The organism is Thalassospira sp. CH_XMU1420-2 (genome assembly GCF_037029325.1).
In the GTDB taxonomy this organism is placed as follows: Bacteria; Pseudomonadota; Alphaproteobacteria; order Rhodospirillales; family Thalassospiraceae; genus Thalassospira; species Thalassospira povalilytica.
Genome location: NZ_JAYMEG010000003.1, coordinates 323,896 through 337,814 on the forward strand (window position 1 = coordinate 323,896; position 13,919 = coordinate 337,814).

12 protein-coding genes are annotated in these 13,919 nt (G+C 54.8%); 4 read left to right on the forward strand and 8 right to left on the reverse strand.

Going from position 1 to position 13,919, the window contains the following annotated elements; genetic code table 11:
• Positions 1 to 3: 3 nt before the first annotated feature.
• Positions 4 to 1,167, reverse strand: coding sequence for a PA0069 family radical SAM protein (locus tag WA429_RS11190; RefSeq protein WP_287466102.1), 1,164 nt, complete (start codon positions 1,165 to 1,167; stop codon positions 4 to 6).
• Positions 1,168 to 1,239: 72 nt separating this feature from the next.
• Complete coding sequence (locus WA429_RS11195; RefSeq protein ID WP_287466103.1) at positions 1,240 to 2,901, reverse strand: inverse autotransporter beta domain-containing protein; 1,662 nt, start codon at positions 2,899 to 2,901, stop codon at positions 1,240 to 1,242.
• Between the two features lie 337 nt (positions 2,902 to 3,238).
• On the opposite strand from WA429_RS11195, the gene WA429_RS11200 reads away from it, so the two are divergent.
• The gene (locus WA429_RS11200) at positions 3,239 to 3,871 is read left to right on the forward strand and encodes a LysE family translocator (protein ID WP_287466105.1); all 633 of its coding nucleotides are present in this window, start codon (positions 3,239 to 3,241) and stop codon (positions 3,869 to 3,871) included.
• A 51-nt stretch (positions 3,872 to 3,922) separates the two neighbouring features.
• On the opposite strand, the gene WA429_RS11205 is transcribed toward WA429_RS11200, so the two are convergent.
• From WA429_RS11205 to WA429_RS11220, 4 genes are all read right to left on the reverse strand, one after another.
• Complete coding sequence (locus WA429_RS11205) at positions 3,923 to 4,081, reverse strand: hypothetical protein (protein ID WP_170310148.1); 159 nt, start codon at positions 4,079 to 4,081, stop codon at positions 3,923 to 3,925.
• A gap of 1 nt (position 4,082) precedes the next feature.
• Positions 4,083 to 5,657 (reverse strand): L-lactate permease, encoded by a 1,575-nt coding sequence (locus WA429_RS11210; protein ID WP_287466107.1) that lies wholly within the window; start codon positions 5,655 to 5,657, stop codon positions 4,083 to 4,085.
• Between the two features lie 191 nt (positions 5,658 to 5,848).
• Positions 5,849 to 6,868 (reverse strand): LLM class flavin-dependent oxidoreductase, encoded by a 1,020-nt coding sequence (locus WA429_RS11215; RefSeq protein WP_287466108.1) that lies wholly within the window; start codon positions 6,866 to 6,868, stop codon positions 5,849 to 5,851.
• 106 nt (positions 6,869 to 6,974) lie between these two features.
• Complete coding sequence (locus WA429_RS11220) at positions 6,975 to 7,886, reverse strand: LysR family transcriptional regulator (protein ID WP_287466109.1); 912 nt, start codon at positions 7,884 to 7,886, stop codon at positions 6,975 to 6,977.
• A 110-nt stretch (positions 7,887 to 7,996) separates the two neighbouring features.
• Here WA429_RS11220 and WA429_RS11225 point away from each other — a divergent pair, with 110 nt between their 5' ends.
• Entirely contained in the window at positions 7,997 to 9,382 is a 1,386-nt protein-coding gene (locus WA429_RS11225) for an MFS transporter (RefSeq protein WP_336107343.1), read from the forward strand.
• A gap of 80 nt (positions 9,383 to 9,462) precedes the next feature.
• Here WA429_RS11225 and WA429_RS11230 read toward each other — a convergent pair whose 3' ends face one another.
• Complete coding sequence (locus WA429_RS11230; RefSeq protein ID WP_101246065.1) at positions 9,463 to 10,461, reverse strand: cysteine synthase A; 999 nt, start codon at positions 10,459 to 10,461, stop codon at positions 9,463 to 9,465.
• A 140-nt stretch (positions 10,462 to 10,601) separates the two neighbouring features.
• Positions 10,602 to 11,240 carry an NUDIX domain-containing protein gene (locus WA429_RS11235; protein ID WP_287466111.1) on the reverse strand — a complete coding sequence of 213 codons (639 nt, stop codon included), beginning with the start codon at positions 11,238 to 11,240 and terminating at the stop codon, positions 10,602 to 10,604.
• Positions 11,241 to 11,522: 282 nt separating this feature from the next.
• Between WA429_RS11235 and WA429_RS11240 the strand changes: the two genes are divergently transcribed.
• On the forward strand, positions 11,523 to 13,154 hold the full coding sequence (locus WA429_RS11240) for a diguanylate cyclase (RefSeq protein WP_068519313.1): 1,632 nt from the start codon (positions 11,523 to 11,525) through the stop codon (positions 13,152 to 13,154).
• A 136-nt stretch (positions 13,155 to 13,290) separates the two neighbouring features.
• Complete coding sequence (locus tag WA429_RS11245; RefSeq protein ID WP_287466112.1) at positions 13,291 to 13,800, forward strand: GNAT family N-acetyltransferase; 510 nt, start codon at positions 13,291 to 13,293, stop codon at positions 13,798 to 13,800.
• Positions 13,801 to 13,919 lie beyond the last annotated feature (119 nt).

Here is a 13,919-nt window from a genome sequence, read left to right on the forward strand (position 1 = left end):
GTGTCAGAACAGCGACATCTGCCCGTCTGCGCTGGGGCGTTTGAAGCCGCTGCAATCAAGGTCAAGTGACCGGCCGGTAAGTCCATATTTCTTGCGGGCCAGGGCAAATCGGTGGGCAATCAAATCTGCGACCGGGCCGGTGCCGCGCATGCGATTGCCAAATTCCGACTGATATCGTTCGCCGCCGCGCATTTGACGGATTAGCGACATGACCCTGTCTTTGCGGTTCGGGTAATGGGCACTCAGCCATTCTTCAAACAGATCAGCGATTTCAAGCGGCAGGCGCAGGACGATATGGCTGATTGATGATGCGCCTGCATCGGCACAGGCCGCGGCGATTTTTTCGATTTCCATATCATTAAGCCCGGGAATGATCGGGGCGGCCAGCACGGTGACGGGGATGCCCGCATCCGAAAGCTTTCGGATGGCCTCAAGCCGGCGATGCGGGGCCGATGCGCGCGGTTCCAGCAAATTCGACAGCCGGTGATCAAGGCTTGTGACCGATACCGCGACCGACGCACGGTTCAAGTTTGCCATCGGTGCAATCAGATCGATGTCGCGCGTCACCAGTGCGCTTTTGGTGATCAGCGAAAAAGGATGCTGGCAATCGGCCAATACGCGGATGATATCGCGGGTCAGTTTCTTGTCGCGATCAACCGGCTGATAGGGATCGGTGCTGGTGCCGATCACAATCGGTTCGGGGTGATAGCTTTTTGAAGACAGTTGCTTTCGGAGCAAGCTGGCGGCTTCTGGCTTCCAGAACAGCTTGGTTTCAAAGTCCAGCCCCGGCGACAGGCCAAGATAGGCGTGTGTTGGTCGGGCAAAGCAATAGACACAGCCATGTTCACAGCCGCGATAAGGGTTGATCGACCGATCAAATGGCACATCCGGGCTTTGGTTCTTTGTAATGACAGACCGCGCACCATCGATACCAAGGGTGGTTTTGGTACGTGGGGCGTCCTGATCTTCCATCAATGTGCCCAGCCATCCATCATCAACCGCCTGATGGATGTGCCGTTCAAATCGCCCGTCAATATTGGAAACCGCACCGCGTCCCTTTTGTCCGCGGGCAGGCAAGATGTTCAGATCACATTGCGCGTTTGACCATCCATCATCAAAAATGACAGCGGGGCTGTGAGCATGGGGTTGGCTGATGTTGTTCTTCATATATCTACAATAAAGAACAAAAGAAGAACATTCAAGCCAAAGCCTATATGTCCGGGGTTATACAGTCTCAAGTTATGGACAGGCGCTGCCGTTTACCGCGGTGCCGTCTACCGTGACTGAGCCCTGAACGGTGGGAAGGGTTCCGCCGCCGTCACCACATGGGTTGATATTGTTGGTGGTGTTACCTGTCCCTGACAGGTTGTTTATGGTTGATGAGTTGGCGAAGAACACAAATCGCTTGTTGAAGCCTGATCCTGTTACGGAAAGCTCGTTGTCATCAATGCTGATGTTGGAATTGTTGCCGATAATCGCCAGGAACCGGGCACCATTTCCATCGGAGGTAACGGATGAAACATTATTCTTGATGGTCACATCCTGGCTGTCTCTGATTATGATAGCGCCTGCGGTTGAGTTGTCGTTCTGCGCTGTCAGGTTGTTGTTCCGAATAGTAACATTCTGCTTTCCTTCGATGTGGACGATGTATGCTGACCCGGTTGTGTTAACGTTCGCGGTTACACCAATCAGGCTGCTGTTATCGGCCATGTTAAAGAAACGTGCTCCACCACCGGCGCCGCCATTGCTGCCGCTGCCTGAGATTGATGCATCCGGAATGGTGACCGTAACCGATCGTCCTGTCGGGGTTTTGATGTCAAGTGCGCCACCCCCGACAATTGTTTGTCCACTCTGAACCGTTGTGACGGAATTGATTGCGGTGTAATTGCCGCTCAGGATCACGGTTGAATTGGCACCTGCATTGGCAATGTCAGTGGCAAAGTTCGCCGCCGATGTCGAGTTGCTGTTCAGAACTGTGATCGTTTCTCCGTCCGCAGTCTCGGTGATTTCACTTGCTTCTGAAAACTGTCCGGCCTGACTGACCACATCAATATCGCGAATGATGGGATCGCTCATGCGCCGTTCCATCGCGGTCAGGCGGGGCTTCGGCGTATCGCCGAAGCCATGCAACGGGATACGAAGGCGGAAGCTGGCAAAGCCCTGCGTACCCCGCGGGCTATCATGCTGAATTTCCGCCCCGAACGAGAAGCGTGACCCTTCCCACAAAAAGGGGACTTCATCAAAGGTCAGGTCCAGTCGCCCACGCGGACCCTGCACCGTATCAACACCGTCTTCCGTAAAACGATAACCACCGGCATAGGCCCGGAGTTGCTGTCCGGCATTAGCCTTAAATAACGGAATGCGCCAGCCAATTTCCCCGTCAAAGCCACGTAATGCACGTTCTTCACCTTGGTTGTACATCAAGGTGGTGCCACTCACATCAACAGTGCTCAGACTGTCTTCCATGTATTGTGTGGTGCCAATCGGGACATAGGCATTGGCGCGAAAATCCCAATCAAGCGACAGAGCCTCTGCGCCGAAGGTCAATTGGTTGAATTTGTTGCCATATGGGCTGTGGCGGCGGTCAAAATAGCCATAACCGCCAATGTTCCAGCCAGTATCAAGCATCTGACGGATGCCAAGACCAAAGTTTCCTTCGTGACTGTTATTGTCATCCATGCGGGCACGAATGCTGGTGAAGGTCAGGGTGTCATCGTCCTGCCAAAGCGGAATGAACAGGTCTGTTTCACCAAGATTGCGGTCGGTGCCTGCCTTGCCTTCAAGGTCGATGTGACCACCCCATTTGTCGGCCGTTTGTAACGCATCGGCATGGGCAACGGAGGATGCAATAAAGGTTGCAGCGAACAGGAATGCGGGGCGAATGATGTGGCTGGTGTGCATGTTCAATCTGGTCAGCAGGGCTCAGTGTGCTACAGCGGTTTGCTGATGCACTGATGAGGCGTTGGGATCTGTCAGCTCGTGGGGAAATTTGTGCCCCGGCGTGTATGGCTTTCTGCCAAATCACTTTTTGTTTGGAAAAACCGTAATGCTGCCAGCAGGGCGGGGCCAGTTCTATTCTTTATCATTTTTCCAAAAGTTATCATCTTCCCTGAACGGCAATGGGGCTGGTGTCAGGGAAAATGTCATGGTCACAATCATTTTCTTGCCGGAACACGGGGCGGAGCTATAGTCGAGATTCGCAAGCCACCCCGCGCAACCGCGACGCAAGGAGCCCCCCATGGATTGGACGCATATTTTAAGTTTTGCACTTGTTACATCGCTTCTGGTGATGTCGCCGGGCCCCAACGGGGTGCTGGTCGCCAAAACGGTTCCGACGTCGGGGCGTGCTGCCGGATTTGCCAATGTCGCCGGATTTGTCACGGCGTTTTACATTCACGGTACCTTATCGATATTGGGTATTTCGGTCATTCTGGTGCAATCGGCACAGGCTTTCATGATCGTCAAACTGCTGGGGGCGGCCTATCTGTGCTGGGTCGGGTTCAAGGCACTGCGCGAAGCATGGCGCGGGGTGAAAACGGTGCGGCCTGTCACGCCGGCAAAACGCAAGCGGACCCTGATCATGGCGTTTGGTGAAGGGTTCCTGACCAATGCGCTGAACCCGAAAGTGTCGATTTTCTATCTTGCGGCATTTCCGCAATTCATTCCGACCGGAGAAGGGGCGATTTCAGCAGCCTTCATGCTGGTCTGTGTCCATGCGGCGATCAATGCCGTATGGTTCGGGGCGATTATTCTGCTTCTGGCCAAACTGACCCGTTTTGCCGGGAGTGGCCGTTTTCAGCGGGTACTCAAGGCAACCACGGGGGCGGTATTCATCGCATTTGGGGTGAAGCTGGCGACATTCCGTCCATAAGAACGGATGCAGTTGTCATTCTGACCCGCCGGTTTTCAATCGGCGGGTTTGTTATTTGCGCACAATGATCAGGGCCATGACCGCGCAAAACAGGGCAAACAGGATATCGCTGGCAGCGATGCTGCCAATAACCATTGCCTCGAAGCTGGCAACCGGAAGAATGATTGATGCCAGAACCAGAAAGACCGGGTTAAACAGTTTCTGTTTCATGTCATGCGCCCCCGTACATGGTGGTAATCAGCAATATTCCAAGTGCCATAAACCCGCAAAGCGCGGTCAGGATCACGCCGGTTTTAAGGACAACCGACAACACCGGGCCTTCCTTGCCAGACAGGCCAACAGTTGAGCAGCCAACAAGAATTTTGGAAGGTGCCAGCATACTGCCAAGCGACGCCCCGGTTGCCTGGGCGGCAAGGATCAGGGCCGTGGAAAGCCCCGAAAGTTCGGCAGTGTGACGCTGGAACATGCCAAACACCACGTTGGAATTGTTGGTGCTGCCGGTCATGAAGGCACCAAGCGCGCCGATTGCCGGTGAAATCACCGGATAGGCGATGGCAAAGGCACCGGAAAAGATCGCGGCACCACCTTCGGCAAGGGCATAGGTCATGCCCGCATGATCCATGATGATGGCAAGTCCGATGACCGGCACCATGCCAATACTGGTCGGAAGGCCGCTTTTGAGCGTGCGTTGCCAGATCCGCTTGCCAATCCCGTCATCATAGCGACCGCGCAGCTTGAAAAAGGCAAAGCTGATGGCCGCAGTATAAAGCAGAAGCGCACCCGGATGGCCGAAAATGGCAATCGCCTTGGCGCTTTCCGCACCAATGGCCCAGCCAAGCGAAGTCGATGTTTCCGGGAAATCAAGGGTGAAGCGGACTTTGCCCAGGAAGTCCTCAACCCCCGGCGCAAAGGTCGCCACGGTCACCAGCACGATAAAGACCAGATAAGGTGTCAGCGCCTCGATCAATGGCATGTGGGCATGATCATCATGAACCTGCTCGGCGACATCATCGGGATGGGATTTCCAGAACCGGGTGACGATGATCGATGTTACAAGCCCCGCAATCCCGCCGGTCAATCCGCCAAGCGTCCATACACCGTAATTGGCCATGCAATATTGCACGACGCCCATCACGCCCGAAATCAGAACCAGCGGGACAATCCGCCGACGAATGGTGCGAAAACCGCCATCAAGCCACAAGACTGCCGCCCCGCAAGTAAAGCCGGACAGGCCAAGCAGGATCGCCGAATAATGGGTCAGTTCGGTGCCCGGAATACCCGTTACACCAATCAATGCTTCAAACGAAGTTGCCATATTGCCAAACAGCACCGACCAGCTATGACCGATCATGGGGGCAGCAACCGCCAGCACCGGCGAAAAGCCCATGCCCAAAAGCAATGGTGCGACCACGGCAATCGGAACGCCGAACCCAGCAACCCCTTGCAGGAAGCTTGCAAAAACATAGCCGAGAATAAGCAGTTGAAGCGGTCGATCATCGGTCAGTGAGCGGATGGCACGCCCGATGGTTTTGATCGCACCGGCTTCTTCGGCCGCGAAGTAAAGGATCAGGGCCGCCCAGACGATATAAAGGATATAAAGTGCCAGCATCACGCCCTTGGCCTGGGCGATGACGAGCATGTCGGTTGGTGCGCCAAAGAAAAACACGGCGATGACGGCGGTGACAAACCACGCAGCCGCGCCGGCACGCGCAGCCCCCCAGTTCATCTTGATCATCAGAAACAGGATGGTTGCGATCGGCAACGCGGCCAACAAAAAGTCGCTCATGGGTGGCGCACCATAACCTTTTGAAAAAATGGGGCTGCCGTCGATGACGTCGACGGGATGCGCATATTGTCCGAGCTATGATGCAAGCGCAAGTAGTGGAAATCTGGTATTTCGTATGATGAAATCAAAACGCCGGGTTCGGAAGGAGCCCGGCGTTTTGATGTGCTTGATCGCATTGCGTAAATTCGTGATCAGGCGCAGTCTTTGTTGTCGCCTTGTGCGTTCATTTCGCCAAACAGTTCGGCGGCAATGGCAAAGGATTTCTGACGCGCGGCCTGATCATAGATGTTGGCGGTAACCATGATTTCATCGGCCTTGGTCATATAGGCAAATTCGCGCAATTTCTTGCGAACCGTGTCACGCCCGCCAATTGCGGCATAACGCATGGCGTGATCAACGCCTGCTTTTTCAACCCGGTTCCAGATTTCGCTCATATCCTTGACCGGTTTGGGCAACTGACCCGGCGTGCCACGCCGCAGGTTCAGGAATTGCTGCTGCATCGAGGTCGCCAGATATTCGCCTTCCTCGTCGGTGTCAGCAGCAAAGAATCCCATGGCGGCAATGGCATAGGGCTTATCAAGCTGTTCGCTTGGCTCGAACCGGTGACGATAAAGCGACAGCGCATCCATCAGCATGTCAGGCGCAAAATGCGATGCAAAGGCAAAGGGCAGGCCAAGACGCGCGGCAAGATCAGCCGAAAACAGGCTGCTTCCCAAAAGCCACATCGGGACCTGGGATCCATAGCCCGGAACGGCGCGGATCGGCGGATTGCCTTCGAGCGGGGCGAGGAACGCCTGAACCTGCAATACATCCTGAATAAAGCGTTCTTCGGACCCGTGCATGTCACGGCGAAGGGCCGCGGCGGTGCGCTGATCCGTGCCCGGTGCGCGACCGATGCCCAGATCAATCCGCCCGGGATGCAGTGCATCAAGGGTTCCGAACTGTTCGGCAATCACCAGCGGCGCATGGTTGGGCAACATCACGCCACCCGAACCGACACGGATGGTTTTGGTGCCCGCCGCCACATGGGCCATCACGACCGAGGTCGCCGCACTGGCAATGCCGGGCATATTGTGATGTTCGGCCAGCCAATAGCGATGATAGCCAAGCTTTTCGGCATGTTGGGCAAGATCAAGTGTATTGCGAAGCGCATCAGAGGGATGTTCGCCCGCATTCACCGGGCAAAGATCAAGAAGGGAATATCGTAGCATCAGCCAGACTTTCGGTTTGGCGCCAACATCGCATTTGCGGGGCGCCTGATTTCACAGTTGGCATTAATCTAGCCCGAAATCATCGTCTTGCCAGTCCTGTTATGGCTCAATCCGCGTCGGGTTCGGAAAATGACCGATGGGCGGCAAGGGTGCGGCTGACGAAATTGCGAAGGGCGATGGAAATGTCGTTGCTGCGATAGGCCAGCGACAATTCGGCAATCGGGACTTCACCATCAATTTCGCGATAAACAACGCCATTGGCCTGAAGCTGTGTCATGGGTTTGGGCACCAGTGAAAAACCAAGTTCTGCCGCCACAAAGTTGATGACCGATCCAAGCTGCGGGGCGATCTGGCCCATTTGGGGTTCGAACCCGGCATTGCGGCATGCACTGACCACCTTGTCATAATGTGTCGGGCCGACATCGCGCGGGGTCAGGATCAGGGCATCATCGCGCAATTGAGAAAGTGAGACTTTATCACGTTTTGCCGCCGGATGCCCGGCAGGCAACACCACAACCATCGGACCGGACGAAATCACATGCAGACGAATGCCGTCATCGGCAATAGCATCCTGACGCAGGAAAACGGCATCAAGCTGTTCTTCCTTAAGCCGGGTGACAAGCTGGGCCGAGTTGCTTTCTTCCAGCGTCATTTCAACGGCCGGAAAGGCACGCCTGAAATCGCGAAAGACACCGGGAACCGACGGGCTGAAGGCCGCCGATGCGGTGAAGCCAACCCGGATGGTGCCGGTTTCACCGCGCCCGGCGCGACGGGCAGCACGAATGGCCCGTTCTGCCAGGTCGGGGAATTGAGCGACCACGTCATGGAATGCCGCCCCGGCCTCGGTCAGTTCGGCGCCATGGGGCACACGATGAAAAAGGGCGGTACCGATTTCGGTTTCAAGATCGCGGATCTGTTGACTAAGCGGGGGCTGACCGATGCCGATCCGCGCAGCTGCACGGGTAAAATTGCCTTCGCGGGCAACAGCCAGAAAGTAACGGATATGGCGCAGTTCCATTGGTGGTATATCCAAAACATATCAAAAATGACTGTTTCATATATTGGACGGATGGCGCGTGGAATGCAATCATAAGCACACCCCACGAACCCTTCCAAAAGAGGTCGCAAATGTCTGTTTCTCGGGATCAAAAACCTGAGCCACATTCAAACGTCGCTGCTGATACGGCGGATAATGACAGCACGTCCCCCCAATGTGCTGAAAGCCCGCTCGCGTCCACCAATGCGCAAATGTCATCCGAACCGGTCTGGATCAGTCCGGGATCGGCGGCATTCCGCCGTATCAGTGTTGCCCTTTTCCTTGCAGGCTATGCGACCTTTTCCCTGATCTATTGCGTGCAGCCGCTTTTGCCGGAACTGGCCAGTCATTTTGGTGTCGGACCGGCGGAAAGTTCATTGGCATTGTCACTGACGACCGGGTTTTTGGCCTTTGCCATTTTGTTGGCCGGTGCGGTATCAGAGGCCGCCGGGCGCAAACAATTGATGCTGGTGTCAATGTGTGTGGCATCGATACTGAACCTGATTGCGCCGTTTTTGTCAGACTGGCATGCCTTTCTGGTATTGCGCGCACTTGAGGGGCTTATTCTTGGAGGTGTGCCTGCGGTTGCCATGGCCTATCTGGCCGAAGAAATCGATCCCAAGGGGCTTGGCATGGCGATGGGCATCTATATCAGCGGAACCGCAATCGGGGGCTTGAGTGGCCGCGTTGTGATCGGTTTTTTGACCGACATGTTTGGCTGGCATACGGCCCTTGGTGCGATGGGGGCGTTCGGTTTGCTTGCGGCCCTTGGTTTTGCTGTTTTGTTGCCGGTATCGCGCAACTTTGTCCGGCGTCCGGGATTTCAGGTGCGCTATCACCTGCGGGCCTGGGGCGGGCATCTCAAACATGCGGGCCTGCCATATGTGTTTCTGATTGGCGCCTTTGCCATGGGGTGTTTTGTCACGGTATTTAACTATGTCGGGTTCCGGCTTTCTGATGAACCCTATAGCATGAGCCAAAGTCAGATCGGCCTGATCTTTGTTGTCTATCTGTGCGGGTCGGTGATGTCTTCGATTGCCGGGGCGCTTTCCGACCGGCTGGGCCGCGGGCCGGTGCTGGTGGTTGGTGTGCTGCTGGCCGGGCTTGGTGTTGTTCTGACCATGCTTGACAGTCTGGGCGGGATCATTGGCGGCATTGTGGTTTTGACCAGCGGCTTTTTCGTTGCCCATTCGATTGCCAGTGGCTGGGTCGGTCGTCTTGCCGAAACGTCAAAGGGCCATGCATCGTCGCTGTATCTTCTGGCATATTATCTGGGATCAAGCATCATGGGATCGGTTGGCGGATGGTTCTGGGATCACGGAGGATGGAACGCGGTGGCGGGATTTGCCGTGGCGTTGCTGTTCTGTGCATTACTATGCGGTATTCATCTGTGGCGGCTGGCCGCCAAGGCATCGGGTGATCGCGGTCAGGGTGCCGGTGGAAATGCCGTAAAGGGTGAACTGGTCGATGCGACCTGATGGCGGAAAAATTCGCGCACTTATAACAAAACCCCGCCGGATATTCTGGCGGGGTTTTGCGTTTCAGACATCAAATGGTCCTAGAGCCAGTCGGGGCTCGGCAAACCTTTTTCCTTAAGGAAAGTCGGGTTCCAGAGTTTGCTCTGATATCGGGTACCAAGATCACACAGAACAGTGACGATGGTTTTGCCCGGGCCGAGTTCACGGGCAAGCCGCACCGCACCGGCAATGTTGATCCCGGTCGAACCGCCCATGCACAGGCCTTCTTCCTTAAGCAGGTCAAAGACGATCGGCAGCATTTCCTCGTCGGAAATCTGGAACGGGTGGTCAATCTCGATGCCTTCAAGGTTCGCAGTGATGCGGCCCTGGCCGATCCCTTCGGAGATCGAGCTGCCTTCGGATTTCAGTTCGCCAAATTTATAGTGGCTGTAAAGAGCTGCACCCATCGGATCAGCAAGGCCGATCTGGATGTTCTTGTTGCGCTCTTTCAGGCCCATCGACACACCGGCAAGCGTGCCGCCGGTACCAACAGCACAGATAAAGCCATCAATCTTGCCATCGGTCTGTTCCCAGATTTCGGGGGCCGTGGTGTCGATATGACCCTGACGGTTGGCAACGTTGTCAAACTGGTTGGCCCAGATTGCGCCATTGGGTTCGGTTTTTGCCAGTTCTTCGGCCAGACGGCGCGATACGTGAACATAGTTGTTCTGATCGCGATAGGGGACGGCCGGAACTTCGCGCAGATCTGCACCCAGAAGACGCAGAAGATCTTTCTTTTCCTGGCTCTGGGTTTCCGGAATAACGATAACGGTGCGATAGCCAAGGGCATTGCCGACAACAGCAAGGCCGATACCGGTATTGCCGGCCGTACCTTCGACGATAACGCCGCCCGGTTTCAAAAGGCCGCGGGCCTCTGCGTCGCGGATGATGGCAAGAGCCGCACGGTCTTTGACAGAGCCGCCCGGGTTTGCGTATTCCGCCTTGCCAAGAATGGTGCAACCCGTCAGCTCGGAAACCTTTTTCAGTTTCACAAGCGGGGTGCGGCCAATGGCTTCGATGGTGCCATTGCGAATGTCCATGACAGACTCCAAACGTGGTGAGTTCAAAATTTGATTAGTTGTTGATTGGGGCTTTATTACACAAAAGTCAAGATGGTTTGAAAATTACAACGCAAAGTTTGTGTGAAATATATCATATCTCCGAATATCCGGAAAATCCCCTAGACGCCAGCTTCTCTGCGGATGCGGTCGCGATGAAGCATAAGCCATTGTACGGCAATCGTCGCTGTTGCATTGCAGAGTTGTCCATTCTGCAACATGGCAAAGCATTCATCGGCACTGACGGTAAAGACGCGAATGTCTTCGCCTTCTTCTGCAAGACCGTGAATGCCACCGGCTTTGGATGTATCGACCCGCCCGTAATACATGGTCACTGTCTCGCTTGAGCAGCCCGGCGTGACATAATATCGCGAAATCAGTTCAAGCGGGCCGATGATTTCACAACCGGCTTCTTCGATCGTTTCGCGGCGTGCGACGTCTTCTGCGTTTTCGCCGTCTTCGATAATGCCGGCAACAATTTCAGTCAGCCAGACCGGCATGTCGGGATAATGGTTTTGGACCGACAGGGTGCCGGGGCGAAACTGTTCGATCAGGACAACCTCGTCTCGCACCGGGTCATATGGCAGAAGTGCGACGGCATGACCGCGTTCAAGAACTTCGCGTTCAAGGACCGCGCTTTTGCCGCCATCGAATTTGTCATGTTGCAGCCGATAGACATCAAGTTTGAAATATCCATCCCAGCCGCGTTTTTGGTCAAGAATGTGAAATTGTCGTGGGCGTGCGTGTTTTTGTTCGGTCATTGTCCGTATATCAGGCTAAAGGGTGTACAATGTAAAAGGAGAGTGATCTAAGACAATCTAAACTCATGGTAATATTTTTTTATTCTTATGTATGTATTTGGTGAATCTCAAGGTGGTGGGCGGCCTGAACCTGCTGTTTGCGGGGTGTTCGTAGGGATAGGTAGGGCATCCCTCGGTTTTAATTATACCTGAACTGTTGTAGTATTTAAGGCACCAATCAAGCTGCATGGTGGCATATCGTGTGGTTTTGGATTTCAGGGTTTCGGGGGAAACAAGACGTTGATGCGGTTCGAGCCAACAGAAATCGCACGTCTGTATGGACGATCACGCGTAGGAGTTGTCGTACACAAGGACTTGCAGGCTGTGTATGTCAATGATGCCTATGCGAAGATGTTGGGGCGCCGTGATGTCCAGGATTTCATGAGCGAACCTGACATGCGTCAGTATATCCCGCCAAGTTTCCACCACGAAGCTGAAAAGCTGGCCGAAGGGTTCCAGGAAAGCAACGGATTTCACGGCTGGAAGAAGGTCTATAACATTCGTACCGACGGCACCCCGGTCTGGATGGAAATCAGCGACGAAACCGTGGAATGGGATCAGGGCAATGCGGTCCTGACCACAGCGCAAATGATCGACAATGGCACAACCGCCATGCAGGTTGATCACATGCTGGGGCGGTCCTTTATCGGGGTCATGGTTCATCGCAACATGACGGCATTATATGTCAATGATGCGTTCGCCCATCTGATGGGGGCGGAAAATGCCAGCAAATTCATGGAAAATCCCAATGTTTTGCGGTTTATCCCCGAACAAAACCGCCCGCGCGCCCTTAAACATGTTGCCGGTATCCTAAGCGGGGAACGTCACGGCGATCGTCACCGGGTACGCGACATTCTTGATGATGGCAGTTCCGTCTGGCGCGATCTGACGGACGAGCGCATTTTGTGGCACGATGGCAAGCCCGCTGTTTTGACGACAGCGCATGATGTGCGCGACGAAGTCGAAATGAATGACGAACTTGTGCGTGCAAAGGCAAGTCTTGAACATGCCGTGACCGAGGTGATCCGGCTTGTGCCATCGGCGGTGGCGATGCTTGACGAAGATTTGCATGTCATCAATCACAATTATGAATTTGCCAGGATGTTCGGTGTCCCCAATACCGATGGCGATGCACCGGCATTTGATATATCGGCACTTTATGAATGCTGTGCGCGGATGAAGCTGAACGGGCACGGTCATTCGACACTTGATGAAATGCAAACCCCGTCCGGGCGTTTGGCCGACATTCGTATGAATATGATGGATGGCGGCGGGATCATGGTGTCGGCGACCGATATCACCGATCACAAGCGCAAGGAGCAGATGCTTGATACCCTTGCATCAACCGATCCGCTGACACGTGCCCTTAACCGGCGCGGCTTTGAAATTGCGGTCAGTCGCCTGCGCGAAATTCGCCATCTTAAGGATAAAAGCTGGGTCTTTGGTCTGATCATTCTTGATCTGGATTATTTCAAGGACATCAACGACACATATGGACATGCGATTGGTGACCGGGTGCTTGAAAAGGTGGCCGAAACCCTGCGTCAGGCCCTGCGCGACGATGACCTTGTTGTGCGTCTCGGGGGTGAAGAATTTGCCGTTCTTTTGCCATCTGCAACAGCGGCGGTGACGAAACGGATCGGTGAACGTCTGTCAAATATGATCCGCGCGATTGAAGTTCCGGTATCCAAGGGCAGCAAGGAACTCGTCAAGGTGACGGCAAGTTTCGGGGCCACCGTTGGCGGTGAAGGCCGGCACAAGTCTGTTGATCTGGCCGATGCGATGGCACTGGCCGATGAAGCAATGTATGAGGCCAAGGATGCCGGCCGCGATCGCATGATTTTCAAAACCTTTGAACGTGATCCTGAAAACTAGGGGCTGTTTCGCGCAGCCGCCTTTGACGGCGGACTTGATCACGTGCGCGATTGGTGCTTTTTCTTTTCCAGCGACAGGTTGTTGCGATTTGACCCGTCCTATGGTGCCACACCATTGACGATCAGGAGAACGAAGCATGATTGTCCGTGCCATGACCCCGCAAGACGGGGCATCTGTGATCGAGATTTATGGGCGCGGGATCCGCACCGGAAACGCAACGTTTCAGGATCAGCCCGGGACATGGGATGATTGGGATAGCGGACATTTGAATGAATGCCGTCTGGTTGCTTGCGATCAAACGGACCGGGTTGTTGGCTGGGCCGGATTGTCCGGGGTTTCAAGTCGCTGTGTTTATCGCGGTGTTGCCGAAATATCGGTCTATGTCGATCCGGATGCTCAGGGAAAGGGGATCGGAACCGCGTTGCTTGGTGCCCTGATTGCAGCAAGCGAGGCCCAAGGTATCTGGTCGCTTGAGGCCGGTATTTTTCCGGAAAATATCGCAAGTATCGCACTTCATAAACGGCACGGATTTACCGAAGTCGGTTTGCGTCGCGGACTCGGCCGTATGGGATACGGTCCGATGGCCGGGCAGTGGCGCGATGTCATGCTGTTGCAACGGCGCAGCACGACGGTTGGTGTTGATTAGCACAGCAGCAATTTGCGCCAGACGCCGGGTTTGAGCCGTTTTCTGCGATGGGCCAAGGCCTTTTGCCGGTTTGGTTGCGCGTTGCGTAAAAACACGTAGATGCCCTTTAAATTCGGCCG

What these genes read in the sequence shown, in the direction of transcription:
- WA429_RS11240 (WP_068519313.1), top strand. Translation starts at nt 11,523, where the DNA reads ATGCGGTTCGAGCCAACAGAAATCGCACGTCTGTATGGACGATCACGC.
- WA429_RS11220 (WP_287466109.1), bottom strand. Translation starts at nt 7,886, where the DNA reads ATGGAACTGCGCCATATCCGTTACTTTCTGGCTGTTGCCCGCGAAGGC.
- WA429_RS11195 (WP_287466103.1), bottom strand. Translation starts at nt 2,901, where the DNA reads ATGCACACCAGCCACATCATTCGCCCCGCATTCCTGTTCGCTGCAACC.
- WA429_RS11215 (WP_287466108.1), bottom strand. Translation starts at nt 6,868, where the DNA reads ATGCTACGATATTCCCTTCTTGATCTTTGCCCGGTGAATGCGGGCGAA.
- WA429_RS11230 (WP_101246065.1), bottom strand. Translation starts at nt 10,461, where the DNA reads ATGGACATTCGCAATGGCACCATCGAAGCCATTGGCCGCACCCCGCTT.
- WA429_RS11200 (WP_287466105.1), top strand. Translation starts at nt 3,239, where the DNA reads ATGGATTGGACGCATATTTTAAGTTTTGCACTTGTTACATCGCTTCTG.
- WA429_RS11205 (WP_170310148.1), bottom strand. Translation starts at nt 4,081, where the DNA reads ATGAAACAGAAACTGTTTAACCCGGTCTTTCTGGTTCTGGCATCAATC.
- WA429_RS11225 (WP_336107343.1), top strand. Translation starts at nt 7,997, where the DNA reads ATGTCTGTTTCTCGGGATCAAAAACCTGAGCCACATTCAAACGTCGCT.
- WA429_RS11190 (WP_287466102.1), bottom strand. Translation starts at nt 1,167, where the DNA reads ATGAAGAACAACATCAGCCAACCCCATGCTCACAGCCCCGCTGTCATT.
- WA429_RS11245 (WP_287466112.1), top strand. Translation starts at nt 13,291, where the DNA reads ATGATTGTCCGTGCCATGACCCCGCAAGACGGGGCATCTGTGATCGAG.
- WA429_RS11210 (WP_287466107.1), bottom strand. Translation starts at nt 5,657, where the DNA reads ATGAGCGACTTTTTGTTGGCCGCGTTGCCGATCGCAACCATCCTGTTT.
- WA429_RS11235 (WP_287466111.1), bottom strand. Translation starts at nt 11,240, where the DNA reads ATGACCGAACAAAAACACGCACGCCCACGACAATTTCACATTCTTGAC.